Source organism: Spirillospora sp. NPDC047279 (genome assembly GCF_040643285.1).
Taxonomy (GTDB): Bacteria; Actinomycetota; Actinomycetes; order Streptosporangiales; family Streptosporangiaceae; genus Spirillospora.
In genome coordinates this window covers 20,308-38,350 of sequence record NZ_JBEYUA010000030.1, presented here as the reverse complement: position 1 = coordinate 38,350, position 18,043 = coordinate 20,308, and the positions used below count along the sequence as shown (strand labels likewise).

Sequence of the window (18,043 nt, the reverse complement as noted above, 5' to 3'; positions counted from 1 at the left end):
CTCAGGCGGTGACGTCCTCGGACGCGAAGTGACAGGCGCTCGGGTGCGCGGAGCCGTCCCGTTCGACCAGCTCGGGCTCCTGCTCGGCGCACACGTCCTGGGCCTTCCAGCAGCGCGTGCGGAACCGGCAGCCCGACGGCGGATCGATCGGTGAGGGCGGCTCGCCCTCCAGCGTGACCTGCTCGGTCCAGCCCTGCGCGTCGGGGTCCGGGACGGGCACCGCCGCCAGGAGCGCCTGCGTGTACGGGTGCGTCGGGTGCTCGTAGATGCGCGTCTCGTCGCCGGTCTCCACGACCTTGCCGAGGTACATGACGGCCACGCGGTCGGAGATGTGCCGGACGGCCGCCAGGTCGTGGGCGATGAAGACGTACGACAGGCCGAGCTCGCGCTGGAGGTCGTCCAGCAGGTTCATGACCTGCGCCTGGACGGAGACGTCCAGGGCCGAGACCGGCTCGTCGCACACGATGACGTCGGGCCGCAGCGCCAGGGCCCGGGCGATGCCGACGCGCTGCCGCTGGCCGCCGGAGAACTGGTGCGGGTAGCGGCTCACGTGGCCCGGGTCGAGCCCCACCAGCTCCAGCAGCTCCTTCACCCGGGCGCGCCGTTCGCCCTTGGGCGCCACCTCGGGGTGGATGTCGAACGGCTCGCCCACGATGTCACCGACGGTCATGCGCGGGTTGAGCGAGGAGTAGGGGTCCTGGAGCACCATCTGGATGCGGCGCCGCAGCGCGCGCAGGTCCCTGCCCGACAGGGCGAAGATGTCACGGCCCTCGAAGCGCACGCTGCCCGCCGTGGGCTTCTCGGCGGCCAGCAGCAGCCTGGCCAGGGTGGACTTGCCGCACCCCGACTCCCCCACCACGCCCAGCGTCTCGCCGCGCCGCAGCCGCAGGTCGACGCCGTCGACCGCCTTGACCTGGCCCACCTCGCGCCTGAACAGCACGCCCTGGGTCACCGGGTAGTGCTTGACCAGCCCTTCGACCTCGAGGATCGGGGTCTCGCCGGGCACCGTGTCATTCCGCGCGGTCGTCGTCGGATCCGAGTCCGGCACCGTACACCTCCTCGGCGAAGTGGCAGGCGGCCTGATGACCCGCGGCCCCGACCGGGACGAGCGCGGGCCGCTCCGACGAGCAGATCGCCTCCGCGCGCGGGCAGCGCGGCTGGAACGGGCACCCGGGCGGCAGGGCCGCCGGGTTGGGCGGGGCGCCCTTGATGGGGACGAGCTGCTCCCCTGACCGGTCCAGGCGCGGCACCGACGCCAGCAGCCCGGCCGTGTAGGGGTGGGCGGGCCGCGCGTACAGCTCGCGCGCCGGCGCCTGCTCGGCGACCGATCCCGCGTACATGACCACGATCCGGTCCGCGACGCCCGCGACGACGCCGAGATCGTGGGTGATGAGCACCAGGCCCATCCGCAGCTCGTCCTGCAGCCCGGCGAGCAGCCGCATGATCTGTGCCTGGACGGTCACGTCGAGCGCCGTGGTCGGCTCGTCGGCGATGAGCACGTCGGGCTCCAGCGCCAGCGCCATGGCGATCATGATGCGCTGCCGCATGCCGCCGGAGAACTGGTGCGGGTAGTCGCCGAGACGCTGCCGCCCCGACGGGATACGGACCCGCTCCATCAGCTCGACGGCCTTCTCCCTGGCCTGCTTGCGCCGCATCCCGCGGTGCACCTGGTACATCTCGCAGATCTGGTCGCCGACCGTGAACACCGGGTTCAGCGCGCTCAGCGCGTCCTGGAAGATCATCGAGATGCGGTCGCCACGGTAGGCGCGCCGGCGGCGTTCGGGCAGGCCGAGCAGCTCCTCGCCGCGCAGCCGCACCGCGCCCTGCGTGATCTCGGCGGGCGGGGTGTCGAGGATGCCCATGACCGCCTGCGCGGCCACGCTCTTGCCCGACCCGGACTCGCCCAGGATGGCGACGGTCTCGCCCTCCGCGAGCGTGTACGACAGCCCGTTCACCGCCCGGACGTCCTGGCCGCGCACCCTGAACCGCACGTGGAGGTCGTCCACCTCCAGCAGCGGTGCCGCCTCCCCGGGCGGCGCGTCCTTGGTCAACTCCATGGTCACCGCAGTTTCGGGTCGAGGGCGTCGCGGACGGCGTCGCCCAGCATCAGGAAGCTCAGCACGGTGGCCGACAGGAACAGCGCGGGGAAGATCAGCAGGTGCGGATGGTCGACGAAGTACGACTGCGCCTGGTTGAGCTGGAGGCCCCAGGACACCTCCGGGTACTGCAGGCCGACGCCGAGGAAGTCCAGCGTCGCCTCGCTGGCGATCACGTTGCCGACGTTCAGCGTCGCCACCACGATCACCGGCGCGATCGCGTTCGGCAGGATGTGCCGCCGCATGATCCGGAAGTCGGACGCGCCGAGCAGCCGCGCGGCCTGCACGTAGTCGGCGTCCTTCACCGCGATCACCTGCCCGCGCATGATCCGGATCATCGTGGTCCAGCCGAGCAGCACCAGCACCAGCGTCATCGCGCCGATGCCGTGGTCGGGGAACGCGACCAGGATGACCGTCGCGCCCAGCACGAACGGCAGCCCGAAGAAGACGTCGGTGACCCGGGCGATCACCCCGTCCAGCGCGCCGCCGTAGTAGCCGCCGACCGTGCCGAAGATCACCGCGATGAGCAGCGCGAACAGCGTGACCGACACGCCGATGAGCAACGTCGGCCACGCCCCGTGCACGACGTGGGCGTAGTAGTCGCAGCCCGCCACGTCGGTGCCGAACCGGTGGTCGCCGCCCGGCGGCATCTTGGACAGGTTGGGGTCGCAGTTCTCGTTCTCGCCCACGTCGGTGAACAGGCCGGGGAACACCGCCAGCACGGTGACCGCCAGCAGGATCGCCGCCGAGATCCAGAAGATCCAGCGGCGCCTCAGGTCGTGCCAGGCGTCGCCCCAGAGCGACGCCGACTGGCCCGACACCAGCCCGCCCGCCTCCGCGACGGCCGCCGCGGTGGCTCCGACGCCCACGGTGGACGCGGCGTCGCCGATCGCCTCGGGGTCCACGTGCCGCGGCGGTTCCTTGCCCCGGGTCGGCTCAGTCACGGCGGATCCTCGGGTCGAGCACGCCGTAGAGCAGGTCGACGGCGAGGTTCACCACGAGGAACACCAGGACCAGGAGCGTGCTCGCCCCCACCACCACCGGCCCCTCCTTGAGCTGGATCGACTGGAAGACCTGCTGGCCGATGCCCGGCAGGTTGAAGATGCCCTCGGTGACGACCGCGCCGCCCATCAGCGCGCCGAAGTCCACGCCGAGATAGGTGATCACCGGGATGAGCGAGTTGCGGAGCGTGTGCTTGCCCACCACCCGCACCTTGGTCAGCCCCTTGGCGTACGCGGTGCGCACGTAGTCGGCCCGCAGGTTCTCCGCGATGCTCGTGCGGGTCAGCCGCGCCACGTACGACAGGCCCAGCGAGCCCAGCACCAGGCCGGGCAGCAGGTAGCTCACCGGCCAGCCGTCCTCGGTCCCGGCCGTGGGGAAGAGCCCCAGGTTGAGACCGAGGACGATCTGCGCGGTGTAGCCGAGCACGAACACCGGGACCGCGATCACCAGCGTGGTGCCGCCGAGCACCAGGGTGTCGGCGAGGCTGCCGCGCCGCAGCCCCGCCCACACCCCGAGCCCGATGCCGATGACCAGCTCGAACAGCCAGGCGGTGAGCGCCAGCTGCGCGGTCACCGTCCAGCGCCCGCTGAGCACGTCGGACACCTGTTGGCCGTCGAACGTCTCGCCCAGGTCGCCCTGGAACAGCCCGCCGAGGTACTTCACGTACTGCAGGAGCAGCGGGTCGTTCAGGTTGTAGTGCTCCCGGAGGGCGGCGACCACCGACGGGGAGAGCGGCTTCTCCCCCGCCAGCGCCTGGATCGGATCACCCGGCAGGTAGAACACCAGGGTGTAGATCAGGAACGTCGTGCCCAGGAACACCGGGATCGCCTGGAGCAGGCGCCGCGCGATGTACCTCCACATGCCCGCTTACTTCACCGTCACTTCGTGGGCCAGCAGGCCGTTGGCGAACGGCGTGATGGTGACGCCGTCGATCTTGGTGGAACGGCCGCCGTAGCTCTTCCAGATCCAGAGCGGGACGAGCGGGGCCTCGCGCAGCGCGACGTCCTCGGCCTGGTTGTAGAACTTGACGGCCTCGTCGTCGGTCGCGGCGCCGTTGCCCTTGGCGATGAGGCCGTCGAACTCCTTGCTCGTCCAGCCCATGCGGTTCTTGTCCGAGTGCCACTGCGGCTCGAGGTAGTTCTGGGCGCTCGGGTAGTCGGCCTCCCAGTTCTGCCGGTACGGCCCCTTCTCCTTCTTGTCGCTCAGCGTCGACAGGTAGTCCGAGACCGGGATCTTGCGGAACTGGATGTCGGTGATGCCGAGGTTCTGCTTGAGCGAGTTGGCGACGATCTGCATCCACTGCTCGTAGCTCGGCTGCGCGTTGGAGAAGTACAGCTCCAGCGTGCCCTTGAACCCGCCGGCCTTGTCGTACAGCTGCTTGGCCTTGGTCGGGTCGTAGGTGCACAGCTCGCCGCAGGCGCCCGGCCGGTGACCCTTGATCATCGGCGGCAGCAGCGAGTCGGCGACGGTGTACTCGCCGCCGTAGACGGCCTTGTTGACGCCGTTGCGGTCGATGGCCATCGAGATGGCCTTGCGCAGGTCGGCGTTGTCGAACCGCTTGTCGAAGAGCGGGAAGCCGAGGTAGTCGAACGTCCCGGTCGCGCGCCCGAGCGCCTTGTCGCCCATCAGCCGCTTGGCCTCGGGCACCTTCGCCGCCGGGATCGACTGCATGAGGTCGATGCGCCCGGCCCGCAGGTCGGTGTAGGTGGTGTCCTGGCTGGCGTAGCTGCGCCAGGTGAACCCCTTGTTCTTGGGCTTGCGGGTGCCGGTGTAGCCGGCGAAGACCTTGAGCTTGACCTGCTTGTTGCGTTCCCAGGCGCCGTCCATCATGTACGGCCCGTTGCCGATCGGCTTGTTGTCGAACGCCTTGATGTCGGTGTAGGCGGCCTTGGGCAGCGGCGCGAACGCCGGGTGCGTGAGCAGCAGCTTGAACTGGCTGAACGGGGCGTCCAGCGTGACCTTGAGGGTCGCGTCGTCAACGACCTCCACGCCCGACAGCTTGTCGGTCGCCGGCTTGGCCTTCTCGTCCTCGGGGTTGAGGTCGGCGTAGCCCCTGATCTGCGAGAAGTAGTCGTTGCCCTCGAAGGCGTTCGGGCCGTACGCCGCGTAGTTCCAGGCGTCGGCGAAGCTCGCGGCGGTGACCGGCTCGTCGTTGTGGAACTTCTGGCCCGGCCTGACCTTGATCGTCCAGACCTTCTGGTCCGTCGTCTCGACCGACGAGGCGGCGGCGTTGACCGCGTTGCCCGTCTTGTCGAGGCTCACCAGGTTCTCGAAGAGCTCGTCGGTGACGTCCCAGGAGTAACTGCTGGTCGTGTTGCCCGGGATCAGGTGGTCGGGCTCGGGGTGGCCGGCGATGAAGGTCCCGTCACTCGCCTTGCCACCACCGCCGCACGCCGTCAGTCCGAGCGACGCCGTCAGCACCACCGCGGTGAGCCCGCCCACCACTCTGAGGCTGGTCATGGTCCTCCTTCACGCCATTCCGCGCACGCCCGGTCCGGCACTGACCGGCGCGTTGGAGGAAGCGTGGACCCGCTTGATCAGTTTCGGTACGGCCCTCAACGATTCGTCACCCGATCGAGACCATCACCCGCACTGGATCTTCATTGGCTAAGGTCAGTGCCCATTGGAAACGAAGGGACCCTGCGAAAGGCGACAAGCGTGACCGAACCGCAGGTAGTACGCGAGCGGCCGGTGGCGGCGGACGAGGTCGCGGGCATCTGCGCCGATCTCCTGCGCATCGACACCACCAACGAGGGCGAGGGGCGGGGCCGCGGCGAACGCCCGGCGGCCGAGCACGTGGCCGCCCTGCTCGCCGAGGCCGGCGTCGATCCGGCCGTCGTGGAGTCCGCGCCCGGCCGCGCCAGCGTGCTGGCCCGGATCCCCGGCACCGACCGGTCCGCTCCCCCGTTCCTGATCCACGGCCATCTCGACGTGGTCCCCGCCGACCCGGCCGGGTGGGCGGTGCACCCGTTCTCCGGCGAGGTGCGCGACGGGTGCGTCTGGGGCCGCGGCGCCGTCGACATGAAGGGCACCCTGGCGATGACGCTGGCGGTCGTGCGGCAGCGGATGCGCGAGGACCGGCGGACGCGCGGCGACCTGGTGCTGGCGTTCCTGGCCGACGAGGAGTGCACCGGCGACTACGGGTCGCGGTACGTCGTCGCCGAGCACCGCGAGTTCTTCGACGGCTGCACCGAGGCCATCAGCGAGTCGGGCGGCTTCAGCGTCACCGCCGGCGGCGGGCGCGTCTACCCGATCGCGACCGGCGAGCGCGGCACCACGTGGATGCGGCTCAAGGTCGAGGGCAAGGCCGGCCACGGCTCCAAGCCCGCCCCCGACAACGCGGTCGCCGAGTTGTGCCACGCGATCTCGCGCCTGGCCTCGTACGAGTGGCCGGTGCGGCTCACGCCCGGCGTGCGGGCGCTGCTCGACGGCCTCGCCGAGGCGCTCGGCACCACCATCGACCACGACCGTCTCGACGCCGAGGCCGAACGGCTCGGCCGTGTCGGCACGCTGTTCGCCGGCACGATCCGCAACTCGGCCAACCCCACCCGCCTCGACGCCGGCTACAAGGTCAACGTCGTACCGGGCACGGCGACCGCCCAGGTGGACGGCCGGTACCTGCCCGGGACCGGCGAGGAGTTCCTGGCCACCGTCGACCGGCTCCTGGGCCCCAGGGTCACCCGGGATTTCATCAACTACGAGGAGGCGCCCTCCGCCGACCCGGCCGGCGCGACCTTCGCCGCGCTGGCCGGCTCGCTGAAGGCCGAGGACCCGCGGGCGCGGCCCGTCCCGTACGTCATGGCGGGCGGCACCGACGCCAAGTCGTTCCACCGCATCGGCGTCAGGAGCTTCGGTTTCGCCCCGCTGCTCCTGACCCCCGATCTGGACTACTTCGGCATGTTCCACGGCGTCGACGAGCGGGTCCCGGTCGAGGGCCTCCGCTTCGGCACCCGGGTCCTCGACCGTTTCCTCGGCACCCGCTAGCTCACTCGGCGATCGTCGTGCGCGACGTCCACTCGAAGACGGGAAGCGAGCCCTCCGCGGTGTCGTGATGCCGCGGCGTCACCTTGAAGTGCTCGTAGCCGCCGCGGAACGGGAGCTTCACCTCCACACCGGGGGGAGTGATCCTGACGACCCGCTCCGGCAGGTCCGCCGGGCCGCCTTCCAGGAAAGCCTTCAACGGTGTGTTCATGCCCCGGATGGTCACACGGCCCGGCGGCCCGGCCAATGACCATCGGGGGCACTACTCCGTGGTCACCGCCCTCAGCACGTCGATGCGGGCGGCGCGCCGGCCGGGCAGGACCGCGGACACCACGCCCACCAGGCCCGCCGCCACGACCAGCCCGATCAGGGTGCCGACCGGCAGGGCGAACTCGGTGATGCCCTCCTCTTCCAGCGCGGCGACCATCATCCAGCCGAAGAACACCCCGACCACCAGCCCCAGCACCGCGCCGAGGACCGAGATGATGACCGCCTCCCAGCGGATCATCGCGCGCAGCTGCCGCCGCGTCATGCCGACCGCGCGCAGCAGCCCCAGCTCGCGCACCCGTTCCAGGACCGACAGCGCCAGCGTGTTGATGATGCCGATGAACGCGATGACGACGGCGAGCGCGAGCAGCACGTAGAAAAGGATCAGGATCTGGTTGATCTGGTTCTCCTGCTCCTGCTTGAACTCGGCCTGGTCGCGCACCTGGACGCCGGGATGCTGGGCGACCACCCGGTCGACGGCCCCGCGGGAGTCGGCGGGCGAGACGCCCGGCTTGGACTTGACGAAGGCGAAGACGTCGAGCTGGTCCTGGTAGTGCCGCTGGTAGTCGCGCATGGCCAGCATGTACTCGCCGTTGAGCTCGTTGTCCTCGTAGATCGCGCGCAGCGGTATCCGGTCGGTGCCGCCGACCGGGAACTGCATGGTGACCAGGTCTCCGACCTTCCAGCCCTGGGCCTCCGCGACGTCGTCGCGGACCGCCAGCCCGCCCTGGGTAAGAGCGGCGAGACTGCCGGAGGTGGTGTCGGTGCGGACGGTCTTGTCGTAGGTGACCGGGTCGATCCCGGTGAGGTTCTTGCCGGTGCCGTCGGCGAGCTTGAACGCACCGGACCGCAGCCCCGTGGCCGCCTCGATCTGGGGCTGCGCGGAGATCTGCTTGACGACCTCGGGACTGAACCCGGCGAAGCTGTCGGTGGGGCCGGTGAGGATGTAGTCGGCGGCCACCACCTGGTCGAGGATCTTGGCCGTGGACGCCTTGAGCGACGCGGCGAAGATCGTCACCAGGCTCACCAGGGCCAGGCCGATCATCAGCGCGGCCGCGGTGGAGGCGGTCCGCCGCGGGATGCGCATCGCGTTCTGCCGGGCCAGCTTGCCCGGCTGCCCGGCCCAGTGCGCGAACGGCCAGCCCAGCACCCGCGACAGCGGCCGGGCGACGAGCGGGCTGAGCACCGCGATGCCCAGGAAGATCAGCACCGCGCCGGTGGCCACGGTGACCAGCCGGTTGCCCGCCTCGTCGGCGAAGAGCCCCACCATCAGCGCCGCCAGGCCGAGGACCGACAGCAGGGCCCCGGTCGTGACGCGCATCCAGCCGACCTTGGCGGGCGCGGCCATGGTGGCCTCCTGCACGGCGGCGACGGGCGCCACCCGGGTGGCGCGCAGCGCGGGCGCCAGCGAGGCGAGCACGGTCACGCCCAGGCCGACGACCAGCCCGACGACGATCGTGCGGGTCCTGATCTCCAGCGACGTCGTCGGCAGGTCGGCGCCCAGCGCCTCGAACAACCCCTGGAGGCCGATCGCGATGAGGATGCCGGCGCCGAGCCCGATCAGCGAGGCGATCAGGCCGACGATCGCCGCCTCGACCAGGACCGAGCGCATGAGCTGCCGCCGGGACGCACCCAGGCAGCGCAGCAGCGCCAGCTCCCGGGTGCGCTGGGCCAGGATGATCGAGAACGTGTTGACGATGATGAACGAGCCGACGAACAGCGCCACGAACGCGAACGACAGCAGCGCGATGTTGATGATGTTGGTGAACTGGCCGACCGCCTTGGCGTTCTCCTCGGCGTACTGCTCGCCGGTCAGCGCCTGGTAGCCGGGCCCGACCGCGGCCTGGATCCGGTCGCGCAGGGTCTCGGGGCTGACGCCCTCGGCGGCGACCACGTCGATCTCGTCGTACACGCCGCGCCGGTTGAGCACGTTCTGGGCGGTGGGCAGGTCGAACGCCGCCAGCGTCGCGCCCGCCAGGTTGTCGGCCTCGCCGAAGCCCACCACGCCGCTGACGGTGAACTCGCGGGCCGGGCCCTGGAAGAGGATCTTCACCTTGGAGCCGACCGTGAAGCCCTGCTTCTCCGCGGTGCGCGCGTCCACGGCGACCTGGCCCGCGCCCCGCGGCAGGCCCCCGCTGCGCAGCGAGATGCCCTCGTTGAGCCCGGGCGTGGAGTAGGTGGAGACGCCCAGCGTGGGCGCGCCACCGGTGAAGACGGGCTTGCCGTTCTTGCCGACGAACTGGGCGTAGCCGGTGACGGAGCCCTCGGCCGCCCTGACGCCCGGCACGGCGGCGATCCGGTCGCGCGTGGCGGCCGGGAGCGGCTGCCGCTGCTCGGCGCTCTCCTGGCCGCCGAACGCCTCCTTGCCGCGGACGGCGACGTCGATGCCCTTGGTGGTCTCGGTGAAGAGCTCGGTGAACGTCTTGTTGATGGTGTCGGTGAGGACGTAGGTGCCCGCGACGAAGCCGACGCCGAGCACGATGGAGAGCGCGGTCAGGGCCAGCCGGAGCTTGTGCGCGAGCAGGCCTTTCATCGTGACCCGCCACATGGTCAGTCCCCGAGGCCCTTGAGGAACTCCAGCACCTTCTCGGCCGTCGGCTCGGCCATCTCGTCCACGATGCGGCCGTCGGCGAGGAAGAGCACCCGGTCGGCGTACCCGGCCGCGGTCGGGTCGTGGGTGACCATCACGATCGTCTGGCCGAACTCGTCCACCGACCGCCGCATGAAGGTCAGCAGCTCGCCGCTGGTCCGCGAGTCGAGGTTGCCGGTCGGCTCGTCGGCGAACACGATGGTCGGCCGCGACAGCAGGGCCCGGGCGACGGCCACCCGCTGCTGCTCACCGCCCGACAGCTCGGTGGGCCGGTGCTTGAGCCGTTTGGACAGCCCGAACTCGCCGGTCACCCGTTCGAACCAGGACCGTTCGGCCTGGTCGCCGGCGATGGCGAGCGGCAGCTCCACGTTCTCGGCGGCGGTGAGCGTCGGGATCAGGTTGAACGCCTGGAAGACGAACCCGACCTCCTTGCGCCGCAACATCGTGAGCCGCCGGTCGTTGAGCCTGCCCAGCTCGGTGTCGCCGATCCAGATCTCGCCGCTCGTGGCGCGGTCGAGCCCCGCCATGCAGTGCAGCAGGGTGGACTTGCCCGACCCGCTCGGCCCCATGACGGCGGTGAACTGGCCGGCCGGGAAGTCCACGCTCACCTCGTCGAGGGCCCGCACCGCGGTCTCTCCCGAGCCGTAGACCTTGCTGATCGCCACCGCGCGCGACGCGATCTCCCTGGTGGCGACCGCGCCGTCGCCTGTACCTTCGGTCTCGCCGGGTCCCTCGGACATGAGCCTCCGCTCCAATTCCCCGCCCACATGCGACTCTCCTGCGGGGCGGGGACGGAAGCAAGACCCCAATCAGGTGATCAGCGCGCCCGCGGAGTGGAAGGCCGCCGACAGCCGGTGCTGGATGTCGTCCAGTTTCGAGCGGATCTTGATGGCGCCGGCGGCGCCGCCGTGCAGGCCGGTCCCGCCGAGGCCGATGTCGATCACGACGCTGCCCTCCTGCGGGTACATCATCAGGTTGTACCGGTAGTGGAGGGCGAAGACGCCGAGCAGCAGGGCCTTCCCCCGGCTGCCCTTCTCGATCAGGGCCTTGCCCGGCTGCTCCCAGGTGAAGCGGAAGCCGTCGGCCTGGAGGACCTGTTCGATCAGCACGCGGGCCTGGTCCGGAGTGCCGCTCACGTGCAGCCTGATGTTGTCGGCCATGGTCATGTACTCCCGGGGGTCAAGGGGGAGATCAGCTTAGGCCTCAGACCAGGGCGGCGGCGAGTTCGCGCCATTCCCGCATCGGCAGCTCCGCGGGGTCGCGGGTGAGCACCTGAAGGCAGACGTGGTCGGCGCCGGCGTCCAGGTGCTCGCGGACGCGGGCCCCGATCGCCTCCACGCCGCCGTACGCCACGACGGCGTCGACCAGCCGGTCGCTGGCCCCGCCCGCCAGGTCCTCGTCGCCGAACCCGAGCCGTCGCATGTTCGCCTCCTGATGAGGGGCCATCTGGGCGTAGCCGTCGACGTGCTCGCGGGCCAGCTCGCGCGCCCGGCCGAGGTCGGTGTCGAGCACCACCGCCTGCTCGACCCCGAGGAAGGCGCCCGGCCCCATGATCTTCCTGGCCCGTGCGGTGTGCTCGACCGGCACGAAGTAGGGATGGGCGCCCCACGTCCGTTCGGCGGCCAGTTCGAGCATCCTGGGGCCGAGCGCGGCGAGCACCCGGCGGGGCGCGGGGTCGGCGGCCGGGCCGTGCGCGGGGACGGCGTCCATCGCGTCCAGGTATCCGCGCATCATCGGCAGCGCACGGCCGACCGGCGGCATCGGGTGGCCGTCCAGGACGCCGCTCTCGGCGTTCACCCGCTGCCCGCCGAGGCCGAGCACGTAGCGGCCGGGAAAGGCCTCGCCCAGCGTGCGCTCCGCCGCCGCCATCGTGATCGGGTCGCGGAACGCCACGTTCGCGATGCCCGCCGCGACCACGATCCGCTCGGTCGCCGAGAGCAGCAGCCACGCCTGCCCGACGGTGTCGCGGCCGAAGGCCTCGCCGAACCACAACGCCCCGTACCCGAGCTCCTCCAGCTCGGCGGCCGCCTCCCGCACCCGGGTCGCGGGCTGGGCGTCGAACGCGAAGGTCCAGATCCCGACGCGGCCGAGCTCGTCGTTCGTCATCGATGCACGCTCCTTTTCCGGAGAGGTTCTCCGTTTGATCGTGAGCGACTATACGGAGAACTTCTCCGCTTGACTAGGATGGGGGTCATGACGCCCGCCGCCCGGCCCCAGCGCGCCGACGCCCGCCGCAACCACGAGCGCCTGCTCGCGGCCGCGCGGGAGACGTTCGCCGGCGAGGGCCCCGAGGCGTCGCTCAACGAGATCGCCCGGCGGGCGGGCGTGGGCCCCGGCACTCTCTACCGGCACTTCCCCACCCGCGAGGCGCTGCTGGCGGCGGTGCTGCGCGACCGCGTCCTGACGTTGTGCGGGCGCGCGGAGAAGCTGGCGGCCGCCGCTTCACCGGGCGAGGCGCTCGATTCCTGGCTGCGCGCGTTCCTGCGGCACGCGCGCACCGACCACGGGCTGACCGGCTACCTGATGATCGAGCAGCCGCCCGACCTGGGGTTCGACTGCCACCAGGCGATCCTGGACGCGGCGGCGGGGCTGCTCGGCCGGGCGCAGCGCGACGGATCCGCCCGCCCCGACCTCACGCCCCGCGACCTGCTCCAGCTGGTGACCGGGATCGCGCTGTCGACGGCGGCCGACGCGGATCAGGCCGACCGGCTGCTCGCGGTGATGCTCGACGGGCTGCGCAGCGGGTAGAGATCCGGTGTGGACCTCTCGAGTGCCGCGCGCGAGTTGTACGGGGGCGCCCCGGCGGAGTTCGTGGCGCGCCGTAAGGAGCTCGTACAGGAGGCCAAGGAGTCGGGCGACGCCGACCTGGCCAAGGCGATCGGCGCGCTGCGCCGCCCGACCCTGTCGGCGTGGGCGGTCGACCTCCTGGCGCACGAGTCGGCCGAGGAGCTGGGCTGGCTGCTGGACGTGGGCGCCGACCTGCGGGCCGCGTGGGCGTCCGGCGGCCACATCGGCGGGCTGGAGCAGCGCCGCAGCGAGCTGATCGCGCTGCTGGTGCGGACCGCCAAGCGGCTGGCGGGCGAGGCGGGCAACCCGCTGCGCGACCAGGCCGTACGCGAGGTCGAGGACACGCTGCAGGCCGCCACCGTGGACGAGGACGTGGCCGACGAGGTCCGCGAGGGGCACCTGGCCCAGCCGCGCAGCCACAGCGGGTTCGGGACGGCGGGCTTCGGCTTCCCCGCGGCCGGCCCTCCGGCCGGGCGCAAGGGCCTCGCGACCGGGCGTTCGGCGCCGGAGGCCAGGGCACGCAAGCCGGGGAGTCCGGGGGCCGGGGCGCCGGAGGCCAGGGCGCCCGAGGTGTCGGAGCTGGCGCGCAGGCGCGCCGAGAAGGCCAGGCGGCTGGCCCGGGAGGCGGCGAAGGCGCTCGCCCAGCGCAAGGACGAGGCCACGAAGGCCAGGCGGGAGCTCGCCGAGGCGTCCGACGAGGTGGAGCGGCTCCAGCGGGAGCTGGACGAGGCCGCCGAGCGCCAGGAGGCCGCGCGGCGCAGGCTCGCCAAGGCCGAGCGGGCCCACGAGCGGGCGGCGGAGGCGGCTCAGGAGGCCGAACGCGAAGCGGCCGCCGCCCAGATTTAGCCCCCCGGTTACAAATCGGAACAAAGCCTTACAGTAGGTTCTGACCGAACGAAGTTCTAAAATGGGAGGGCCAACGGTGGCGGAGCCGGTTTTCGAGCAGCCCGACGACTGGACCGAGCCGGGTGCTCACCCGATCGCCCCCGGTGTTCACCGGATCCCGCTCGCCCTGCCCATCCCCTCGCTCCACGCGGTGAACGTGTACGTGATCGAGGACCCGGAGGGCGTGGTCGTCGTCGACTCCGGCTGGGCGATGCCCGACAGCCGCAAGTCGCTCAAGGAGGCCCTGCGCACGCTCGGCCACCGGCTGGACGACGTGGCGCAGTTCCTGGTCACGCACGCGCACTGGGACCACTACTCGCAGGCCCTGGCCCTGCGCGAGTCGTTCGGCACCCGGGTGCGGATCGGCCGCGGCGAGCAGGCCTCCCTGGAGGCGTTCGACGTCACCAAGGGGCTGCACCCGCGCCAGGCCGACCTGCTGCGCCGCTGCGGCGCGGCCGAGGTCGCCGACCAGGTGGCGGCGTTCGAGGTCAACGCCGAAGAGCGGACGATGCCGCACACCCTGCCGGACGCCTGGCTGGACGACGGCGAGCGCGTCACGCTGGCGCGGCGCGGGCTCGACGTCTTCGCCACCCCCGGGCACACCCGCGGCCACGTGGTGCTGCGCGACGCGGCCGCCGGGCTGCTGTTCGCCGGCGACCACATCCTGCCGCACATCACCCCCTCGATCGGCCTGGAGACCGAGCCCGAGCCCAAACCGCTGCGCAGCTACCTGGAGTCGCTGCGGATCGTCCGCGACATGCCCGACACCCTGCTGCTGCCCGCCCACGGCCCCGTGACGCCCAGCGTGCACACCCGGGTCGACGAGCTCGTCGAGCACCACCGGGTGCGCCTCGACGTGGCCGCCGAGCAGATCCGCGCCGGGCACTCCACCGCCTTCGAGGTGGCGCGCGCGATGCCGTGGACCCGCCGCCGGCGGAAGCTGGACGACCTCGACGTCTTCAGCCAGATGCTCGCCGTCCTGGAGATCGACGCCCACCTCGACGTCCTGGTCGACCGGGGTGTGCTGGACGCGCACGAGACCGCGGGCGTGCGCACGTACGCGATCAGCGGCTGACCGGATCGTCCGCGGCCCGCCATCGCGGGTCCCGGCCGAGCCGGCCGACGAGCCGGTCGCCCGGTGAGGCGTCCGGCGGCACCTCGACCGGCGGCGCGAACAACCCGTGCCGCACGTCGTCGGCCACGAGCATCGGGCTGAGCCGCAGCAGGCTGTGCGCGAGCCCGGCCGGGATCGGCCGGTCGTCGCCGCAGGCCCGCGAGATGTCCCAGCCGTGCACGGCGACCTCCATCGCGCCGGTGCCGGCGACCATGCCCGCGCGCATCGGGCAGCCCGCCACCGTCACCAGCCCGTCGCCGGCGCCGCTCCACACCTCGCCCAGCCGCCGCGCGCGGTCGCGGAACGCCGCGACCAGGTCGGTGCCGGGGTCGAACGGGGGCGCCTCGGGCAGCAGCGTGACCTCGCCGCTGTCGAAGCCCTCGTACAGGGCGTCCAGCGAGTCGTTCACGTGCAGGAACAACATGCGCAGGTTCCAGCCTCGGCACGGCGTCGGCCGCGCCAGGAGATCCTGGGTCACGTCCTCCACCACCTCCAGCGCGTGACCGATCGCCGCGCCCAGCAGCCCGGCACCGTACTTCTGCAGCGCCGCCACCTCCGCCGCGTTCACCGGCCTCGCCGCACCGTCGTCGTCATCGGGGGCCTCCCTTCACCAATGAAGACCCGCCGCCGCGCGAAAAGTCATCGCGACCCGAACGGCGTTCCACGTCCAGGGCGACGATTAGCCCAGGGACCACGGCGGGGCCCGGCGAGACCCGTACGACCGACCGAAAGGGGCGAAATATACCCTTGTTGCTTACCCGCCACGACCGGAAGGACGGCGATGACGCAAGCCGGCGAGTTCATCGAGGTCACGTCCGAAGCCGAACTGCGCGAGCTCCTCGGCGAGGTGCTGCCGCGCGCGGCCAACAAGGAACGCCCCCGCCTGCACGAGCGTGACCGCGACTGGCTCGCCGCGTCGCCGTTCTGCCTCATCGCCACGTCCGGCCCCGGCGGGGACTGCGACGTCTCCCCCAAGGGCGACCCGGCCGGGTTCGTCCACGTCATCGACGACACCACGATCGCGATCCCCGACCGGCCGGGCAACCGCCGGGCCGACGGGTTCCGCAACATCCTGAAGAACCCGCACGTCGGCCTGATCTTCCTGATCCCCGGCCGCGGCGAGACGTTGCGGATCAACGGCCGCGCCCGGCTGGTCCGGGAGGCGCCGTTCTTCGACGCGATGGTCGTCAAGGGCCACCGGCCCGCGCTGGCGCTCGTGGTCGAGATCGAGGAGATCTTCTTCCACTGCGCCAAGGCGTTCATGCGCTCGGGCCTCTGGAAGCCCGGGACCTGGGCGCCGGACGTGCTGCCGTCGCACGCGCGCCTGGTGAAGGACGTCCAGTCGACCAAGGAGAGCCTGGACGAGCTCGAGGCCTACTACTCCGAGGGCAACTACGGCAGGAAGCTGTACGCGGGCTGAGACGCGTCCGGCGCGGGCGCGGCGGCCCATGCCGTCGCGCCCGCGCCGGGGCGATCCCTCGGGTGGCGGCACGCCGCCGGCCCGGCTCAGCCGCTCTTGCGGCGGAACTGGCGCTGGTGGTCGGCGCGGCCGTGCACGCCGCGCACCTTCGACCCGCTCTTGCCCCCGCCGTTCGCGTGCTGGTCCGCCTCGCCGCGCTTGCGCTCCAGGGCCTCCCGGAACTTGCGCTTCACCTCGTCCTCGGTGCCCTCGGTCTTTTCTCGATCATCTGCCGAGTCGGCCATGTGCGGACCTCCCGCTCTCGTAGTGCCAGCTCCTCTAGCCTCGCACGTCCGCCGCCCGACCGCCCAACCGCACCTGCCCGGTCTCCTCACGGACACGCTCCCAGGCTGCGCGAACGTGCCGGTCACCGGTGGCGGGGCCGCCGATCGCCATCCGCAGCAAAACGTGCCCGCCCGCCCTGGTGTGCGTCAGGTAGAGGTCGCCGGAGGCGTTGAGCCGTTCCATCACGCGCAGGGTGGCCGCGTCGCCCTCCTCGCCGGTGAGCCCGTCCCAGCGCGGCCGGAAGCACACCAGGCCGAAGCGCGGCTCCTCGAACAGCTCGAAGTCCGGGTCGTCGCGGATCCACGAGGCCAGGTCGCGCGCGAGCCGGACGCCGGTGCGCACGTGCTCGCGCAGCCCCTCCGCGCCGTACCACCTGATCACCGACCAGAGCTTCAGCGCCCGGAACCGGCGGCCCAGCGGGATCTGCCAGTCCCGGTAGTCGATCACGTCGCCGGACGAGGTGGCGGAGTTGCGCAGGTACTCCGGCAGGATCGACAACGCCCCGGTCAGCGGCTCCCGGTCGGCGACCCACAACGCGGTGCAGTCGAAGTTGGTGAGCATCCACTTGTGCGGGTTGGTCGCGTAGGAGTCGGCGTGGTCGGCGAGCCCGGCGTTGACCCAGCGGAACTCCGGGCAGACCGCGGCGGACCCCGCGTAGGCGGCGTCGACGTGCAGCCACACCCCGTGCTCCCGGCAGACGTCGCCGATCTCCGGCACGGGATCGACGGCCGTCGTGGACGTCGTGCCGACGGTGGCGCACACGAGCACGGGCACCGCGCCCGCCGCCCGGTCCTCGGCGAGCAGCGCGTCCAGGTGCCGGGGGTCCATCGCCAGCGTCACCGGGTCGACGTCCACCACCCGCACGTTCGCGGCGCCGATGCCGGTGACGCGCGCGGCCTTCTCCAGCGAGGAGTGGGTCTGCGAGCTGACGTAGAGCGTGTGGCGGCCGGCGATCCCGTCCCGCGCCGGGGCGCCGCCGCCCGCCCGGTGCAGCGCCGCCAGGATGACCACCAGGCAGGCGCTGGACGCCGAGTCCTGGATCACTCCCCCGCCCGCGGCGCCGCTCCGGAAGGCGGGCGGAAGGTCGAGCAGCTCGGCCAGCCAGTCCAGGACGCGCGTCTCCAGCTCGGTGCAGGCCGGGCTGGTCGCCCACAACATGCCCTGGACGCCGAGGCCCGCCGACAGCAGGTCGCCCAGGATCGCCGGGCCGCTGGAATTGGACGGGAAGTAGGCGTAGAAGTCCGGGTGCTGCCAGTGCGTGATCCCCGGCATGATCACCCGGTCGAGGTCGGCCAGCAGCCCGTCGAACCCCTCACCGCGCTCGGGCGGGTGAACGGGCAGCCCGCCGGCGACCTCCCCGGGCCGCACCTGCGACGACACCGGATACGACTCGATCTTCTCGTGGTAGTCGGCGATCCAGTCGATGACCTGCCTGCCGTACCGCCGGAACTCCTCCGGAGTCATATGACCGCTCATGACCCCATCTTTTCCGATCCGTCCGGGCTCCGTTCCCAAGGGCCTGTCACGGCGCCCCGGCCGGTGCGACGCTGGAGGGGCACACACCCCCCGGCCGTGGA

The 18,043-nt window shown here is 71.9% G+C and carries 18 protein-coding genes; 5 read left to right on the top strand and 13 right to left on the bottom strand.

Features of this window, described 5'->3' with window-relative positions; translation table 11 throughout:
- Position 1: 1 nt before the first annotated feature.
- From ABZ810_RS45090 to ABZ810_RS45070, 5 genes are read right to left on the bottom strand one after another with little or no spacing between them, the layout of a single operon-like run.
- Entirely contained in the window at positions 2-1,048 is a 1,047-nt protein-coding gene (locus tag ABZ810_RS45090; RefSeq protein WP_358414061.1) for a dipeptide ABC transporter ATP-binding protein, read from the bottom strand.
- On the bottom strand, positions 1,011-2,057 hold the full coding sequence (locus ABZ810_RS45085) for an ABC transporter ATP-binding protein (RefSeq protein ID WP_358414058.1): 1,047 nt from the start codon (positions 2,055-2,057) through the stop codon (positions 1,011-1,013). The genes ABZ810_RS45090 and ABZ810_RS45085 overlap by 38 nt, the downstream gene beginning before the upstream one ends.
- 2 nt (positions 2,058-2,059) lie before the next feature.
- Positions 2,060-3,040 (bottom strand): ABC transporter permease, encoded by a 981-nt coding sequence (locus ABZ810_RS45080; protein WP_358414056.1) that lies wholly within the window; start codon positions 3,038-3,040, stop codon positions 2,060-2,062.
- Entirely contained in the window at positions 3,033-3,959 is a 927-nt protein-coding gene (locus ABZ810_RS45075) for an ABC transporter permease (protein WP_358414054.1), read from the bottom strand. Before ABZ810_RS45075 ends, ABZ810_RS45080 begins: the two co-directional genes overlap by 8 nt.
- Positions 3,960-3,965: 6 nt before the next feature.
- Positions 3,966-5,558: an ABC transporter substrate-binding protein gene (locus ABZ810_RS45070; protein ID WP_358414052.1), complete on the bottom strand. Its 1,593-nt coding sequence runs from the start codon at positions 5,556-5,558 to the stop codon at positions 3,966-3,968.
- A 198-nt stretch (positions 5,559-5,756) separates the two neighbouring features.
- On the opposite strand from ABZ810_RS45070, the gene ABZ810_RS45065 reads away from it, so the two are divergent.
- Positions 5,757-7,082 carry a M20/M25/M40 family metallo-hydrolase gene (locus ABZ810_RS45065; RefSeq protein ID WP_358414049.1) on the top strand — a complete coding sequence of 442 codons (1,326 nt, stop codon included), beginning with the start codon at positions 5,757-5,759 and terminating at the stop codon, positions 7,080-7,082.
- Position 7,083: 1 nt separating this feature from the next.
- On the opposite strand, the gene ABZ810_RS45060 is transcribed toward ABZ810_RS45065, so the two are convergent.
- The 5 genes from ABZ810_RS45060 to ABZ810_RS45040 all read right to left on the bottom strand — a co-directional run bounded on the left by ABZ810_RS45060 (position 7,084) and on the right by ABZ810_RS45040 (position 12,042).
- A complete protein-coding gene (locus ABZ810_RS45060) occupies positions 7,084-7,290 on the bottom strand; it encodes a DUF5988 family protein (protein WP_358414046.1) in 207 nt (68 codons plus the stop codon).
- A 51-nt stretch (positions 7,291-7,341) separates the two neighbouring features.
- Positions 7,342-9,894 (bottom strand): FtsX-like permease family protein, encoded by a 2,553-nt coding sequence (locus ABZ810_RS45055; RefSeq protein WP_358414043.1) that lies wholly within the window; start codon positions 9,892-9,894, stop codon positions 7,342-7,344.
- A gap of 2 nt (positions 9,895-9,896) precedes the next feature.
- Positions 9,897-10,676, bottom strand: coding sequence for an ABC transporter ATP-binding protein (locus ABZ810_RS45050; RefSeq protein WP_358414040.1), 780 nt, complete (start codon positions 10,674-10,676; stop codon positions 9,897-9,899).
- A 69-nt stretch (positions 10,677-10,745) separates the two neighbouring features.
- Entirely contained in the window at positions 10,746-11,096 is a 351-nt protein-coding gene (locus tag ABZ810_RS45045) for a hypothetical protein (RefSeq protein ID WP_358414038.1), read from the bottom strand.
- A 43-nt stretch (positions 11,097-11,139) separates the two neighbouring features.
- Complete coding sequence (locus tag ABZ810_RS45040; protein ID WP_358414035.1) at positions 11,140-12,042, bottom strand: TIGR03620 family F420-dependent LLM class oxidoreductase; 903 nt, start codon at positions 12,040-12,042, stop codon at positions 11,140-11,142.
- Between the two features lie 87 nt (positions 12,043-12,129).
- Between ABZ810_RS45040 and ABZ810_RS45035 the strand changes: the two genes are divergently transcribed.
- The 3 genes from ABZ810_RS45035 to ABZ810_RS45025 all read left to right on the top strand — a co-directional run bounded on the left by ABZ810_RS45035 (position 12,130) and on the right by ABZ810_RS45025 (position 14,683).
- Entirely contained in the window at positions 12,130-12,684 is a 555-nt protein-coding gene (locus tag ABZ810_RS45035) for a helix-turn-helix domain-containing protein (RefSeq protein WP_358414032.1), read from the top strand.
- A 9-nt stretch (positions 12,685-12,693) separates the two neighbouring features.
- Positions 12,694-13,569 carry a hypothetical protein gene (locus tag ABZ810_RS45030; RefSeq protein WP_358414029.1) on the top strand — a complete coding sequence of 292 codons (876 nt, stop codon included), beginning with the start codon at positions 12,694-12,696 and terminating at the stop codon, positions 13,567-13,569.
- Positions 13,570-13,645: 76 nt separating this feature from the next.
- Positions 13,646-14,683 carry an MBL fold metallo-hydrolase gene (locus ABZ810_RS45025; RefSeq protein WP_358414026.1) on the top strand — a complete coding sequence of 346 codons (1,038 nt, stop codon included), beginning with the start codon at positions 13,646-13,648 and terminating at the stop codon, positions 14,681-14,683.
- Here ABZ810_RS45025 and ABZ810_RS45020 read toward each other — a convergent pair.
- The gene (locus ABZ810_RS45020) at positions 14,673-15,290 is read right to left on the bottom strand and encodes a TIGR03086 family metal-binding protein (RefSeq protein ID WP_358414023.1); all 618 of its coding nucleotides are present in this window, start codon (positions 15,288-15,290) and stop codon (positions 14,673-14,675) included. The genes ABZ810_RS45025 and ABZ810_RS45020 overlap by 11 nt on opposite strands.
- A 213-nt stretch (positions 15,291-15,503) precedes the next feature.
- Between ABZ810_RS45020 and ABZ810_RS45015 the strand changes: the two genes are divergently transcribed.
- The gene (locus ABZ810_RS45015) at positions 15,504-16,142 is read left to right on the top strand and encodes a pyridoxamine 5'-phosphate oxidase family protein (RefSeq protein ID WP_358414020.1); all 639 of its coding nucleotides are present in this window, start codon (positions 15,504-15,506) and stop codon (positions 16,140-16,142) included.
- Between the two features lie 86 nt (positions 16,143-16,228).
- Here the strand turns inward: ABZ810_RS45015 and ABZ810_RS45010 are convergent, their stop codons facing one another.
- Positions 16,229-16,426 carry a DUF5302 domain-containing protein gene (locus ABZ810_RS45010; protein ID WP_358414017.1) on the bottom strand — a complete coding sequence of 66 codons (198 nt, stop codon included), beginning with the start codon at positions 16,424-16,426 and terminating at the stop codon, positions 16,229-16,231.
- Between the two features lie 34 nt (positions 16,427-16,460).
- On the bottom strand, positions 16,461-17,942 hold the full coding sequence (locus tag ABZ810_RS45005) for a pyridoxal-dependent decarboxylase (protein WP_358414014.1): 1,482 nt from the start codon (positions 17,940-17,942) through the stop codon (positions 16,461-16,463).
- Between the last annotated feature and the right edge of the window lie 101 nt (positions 17,943-18,043).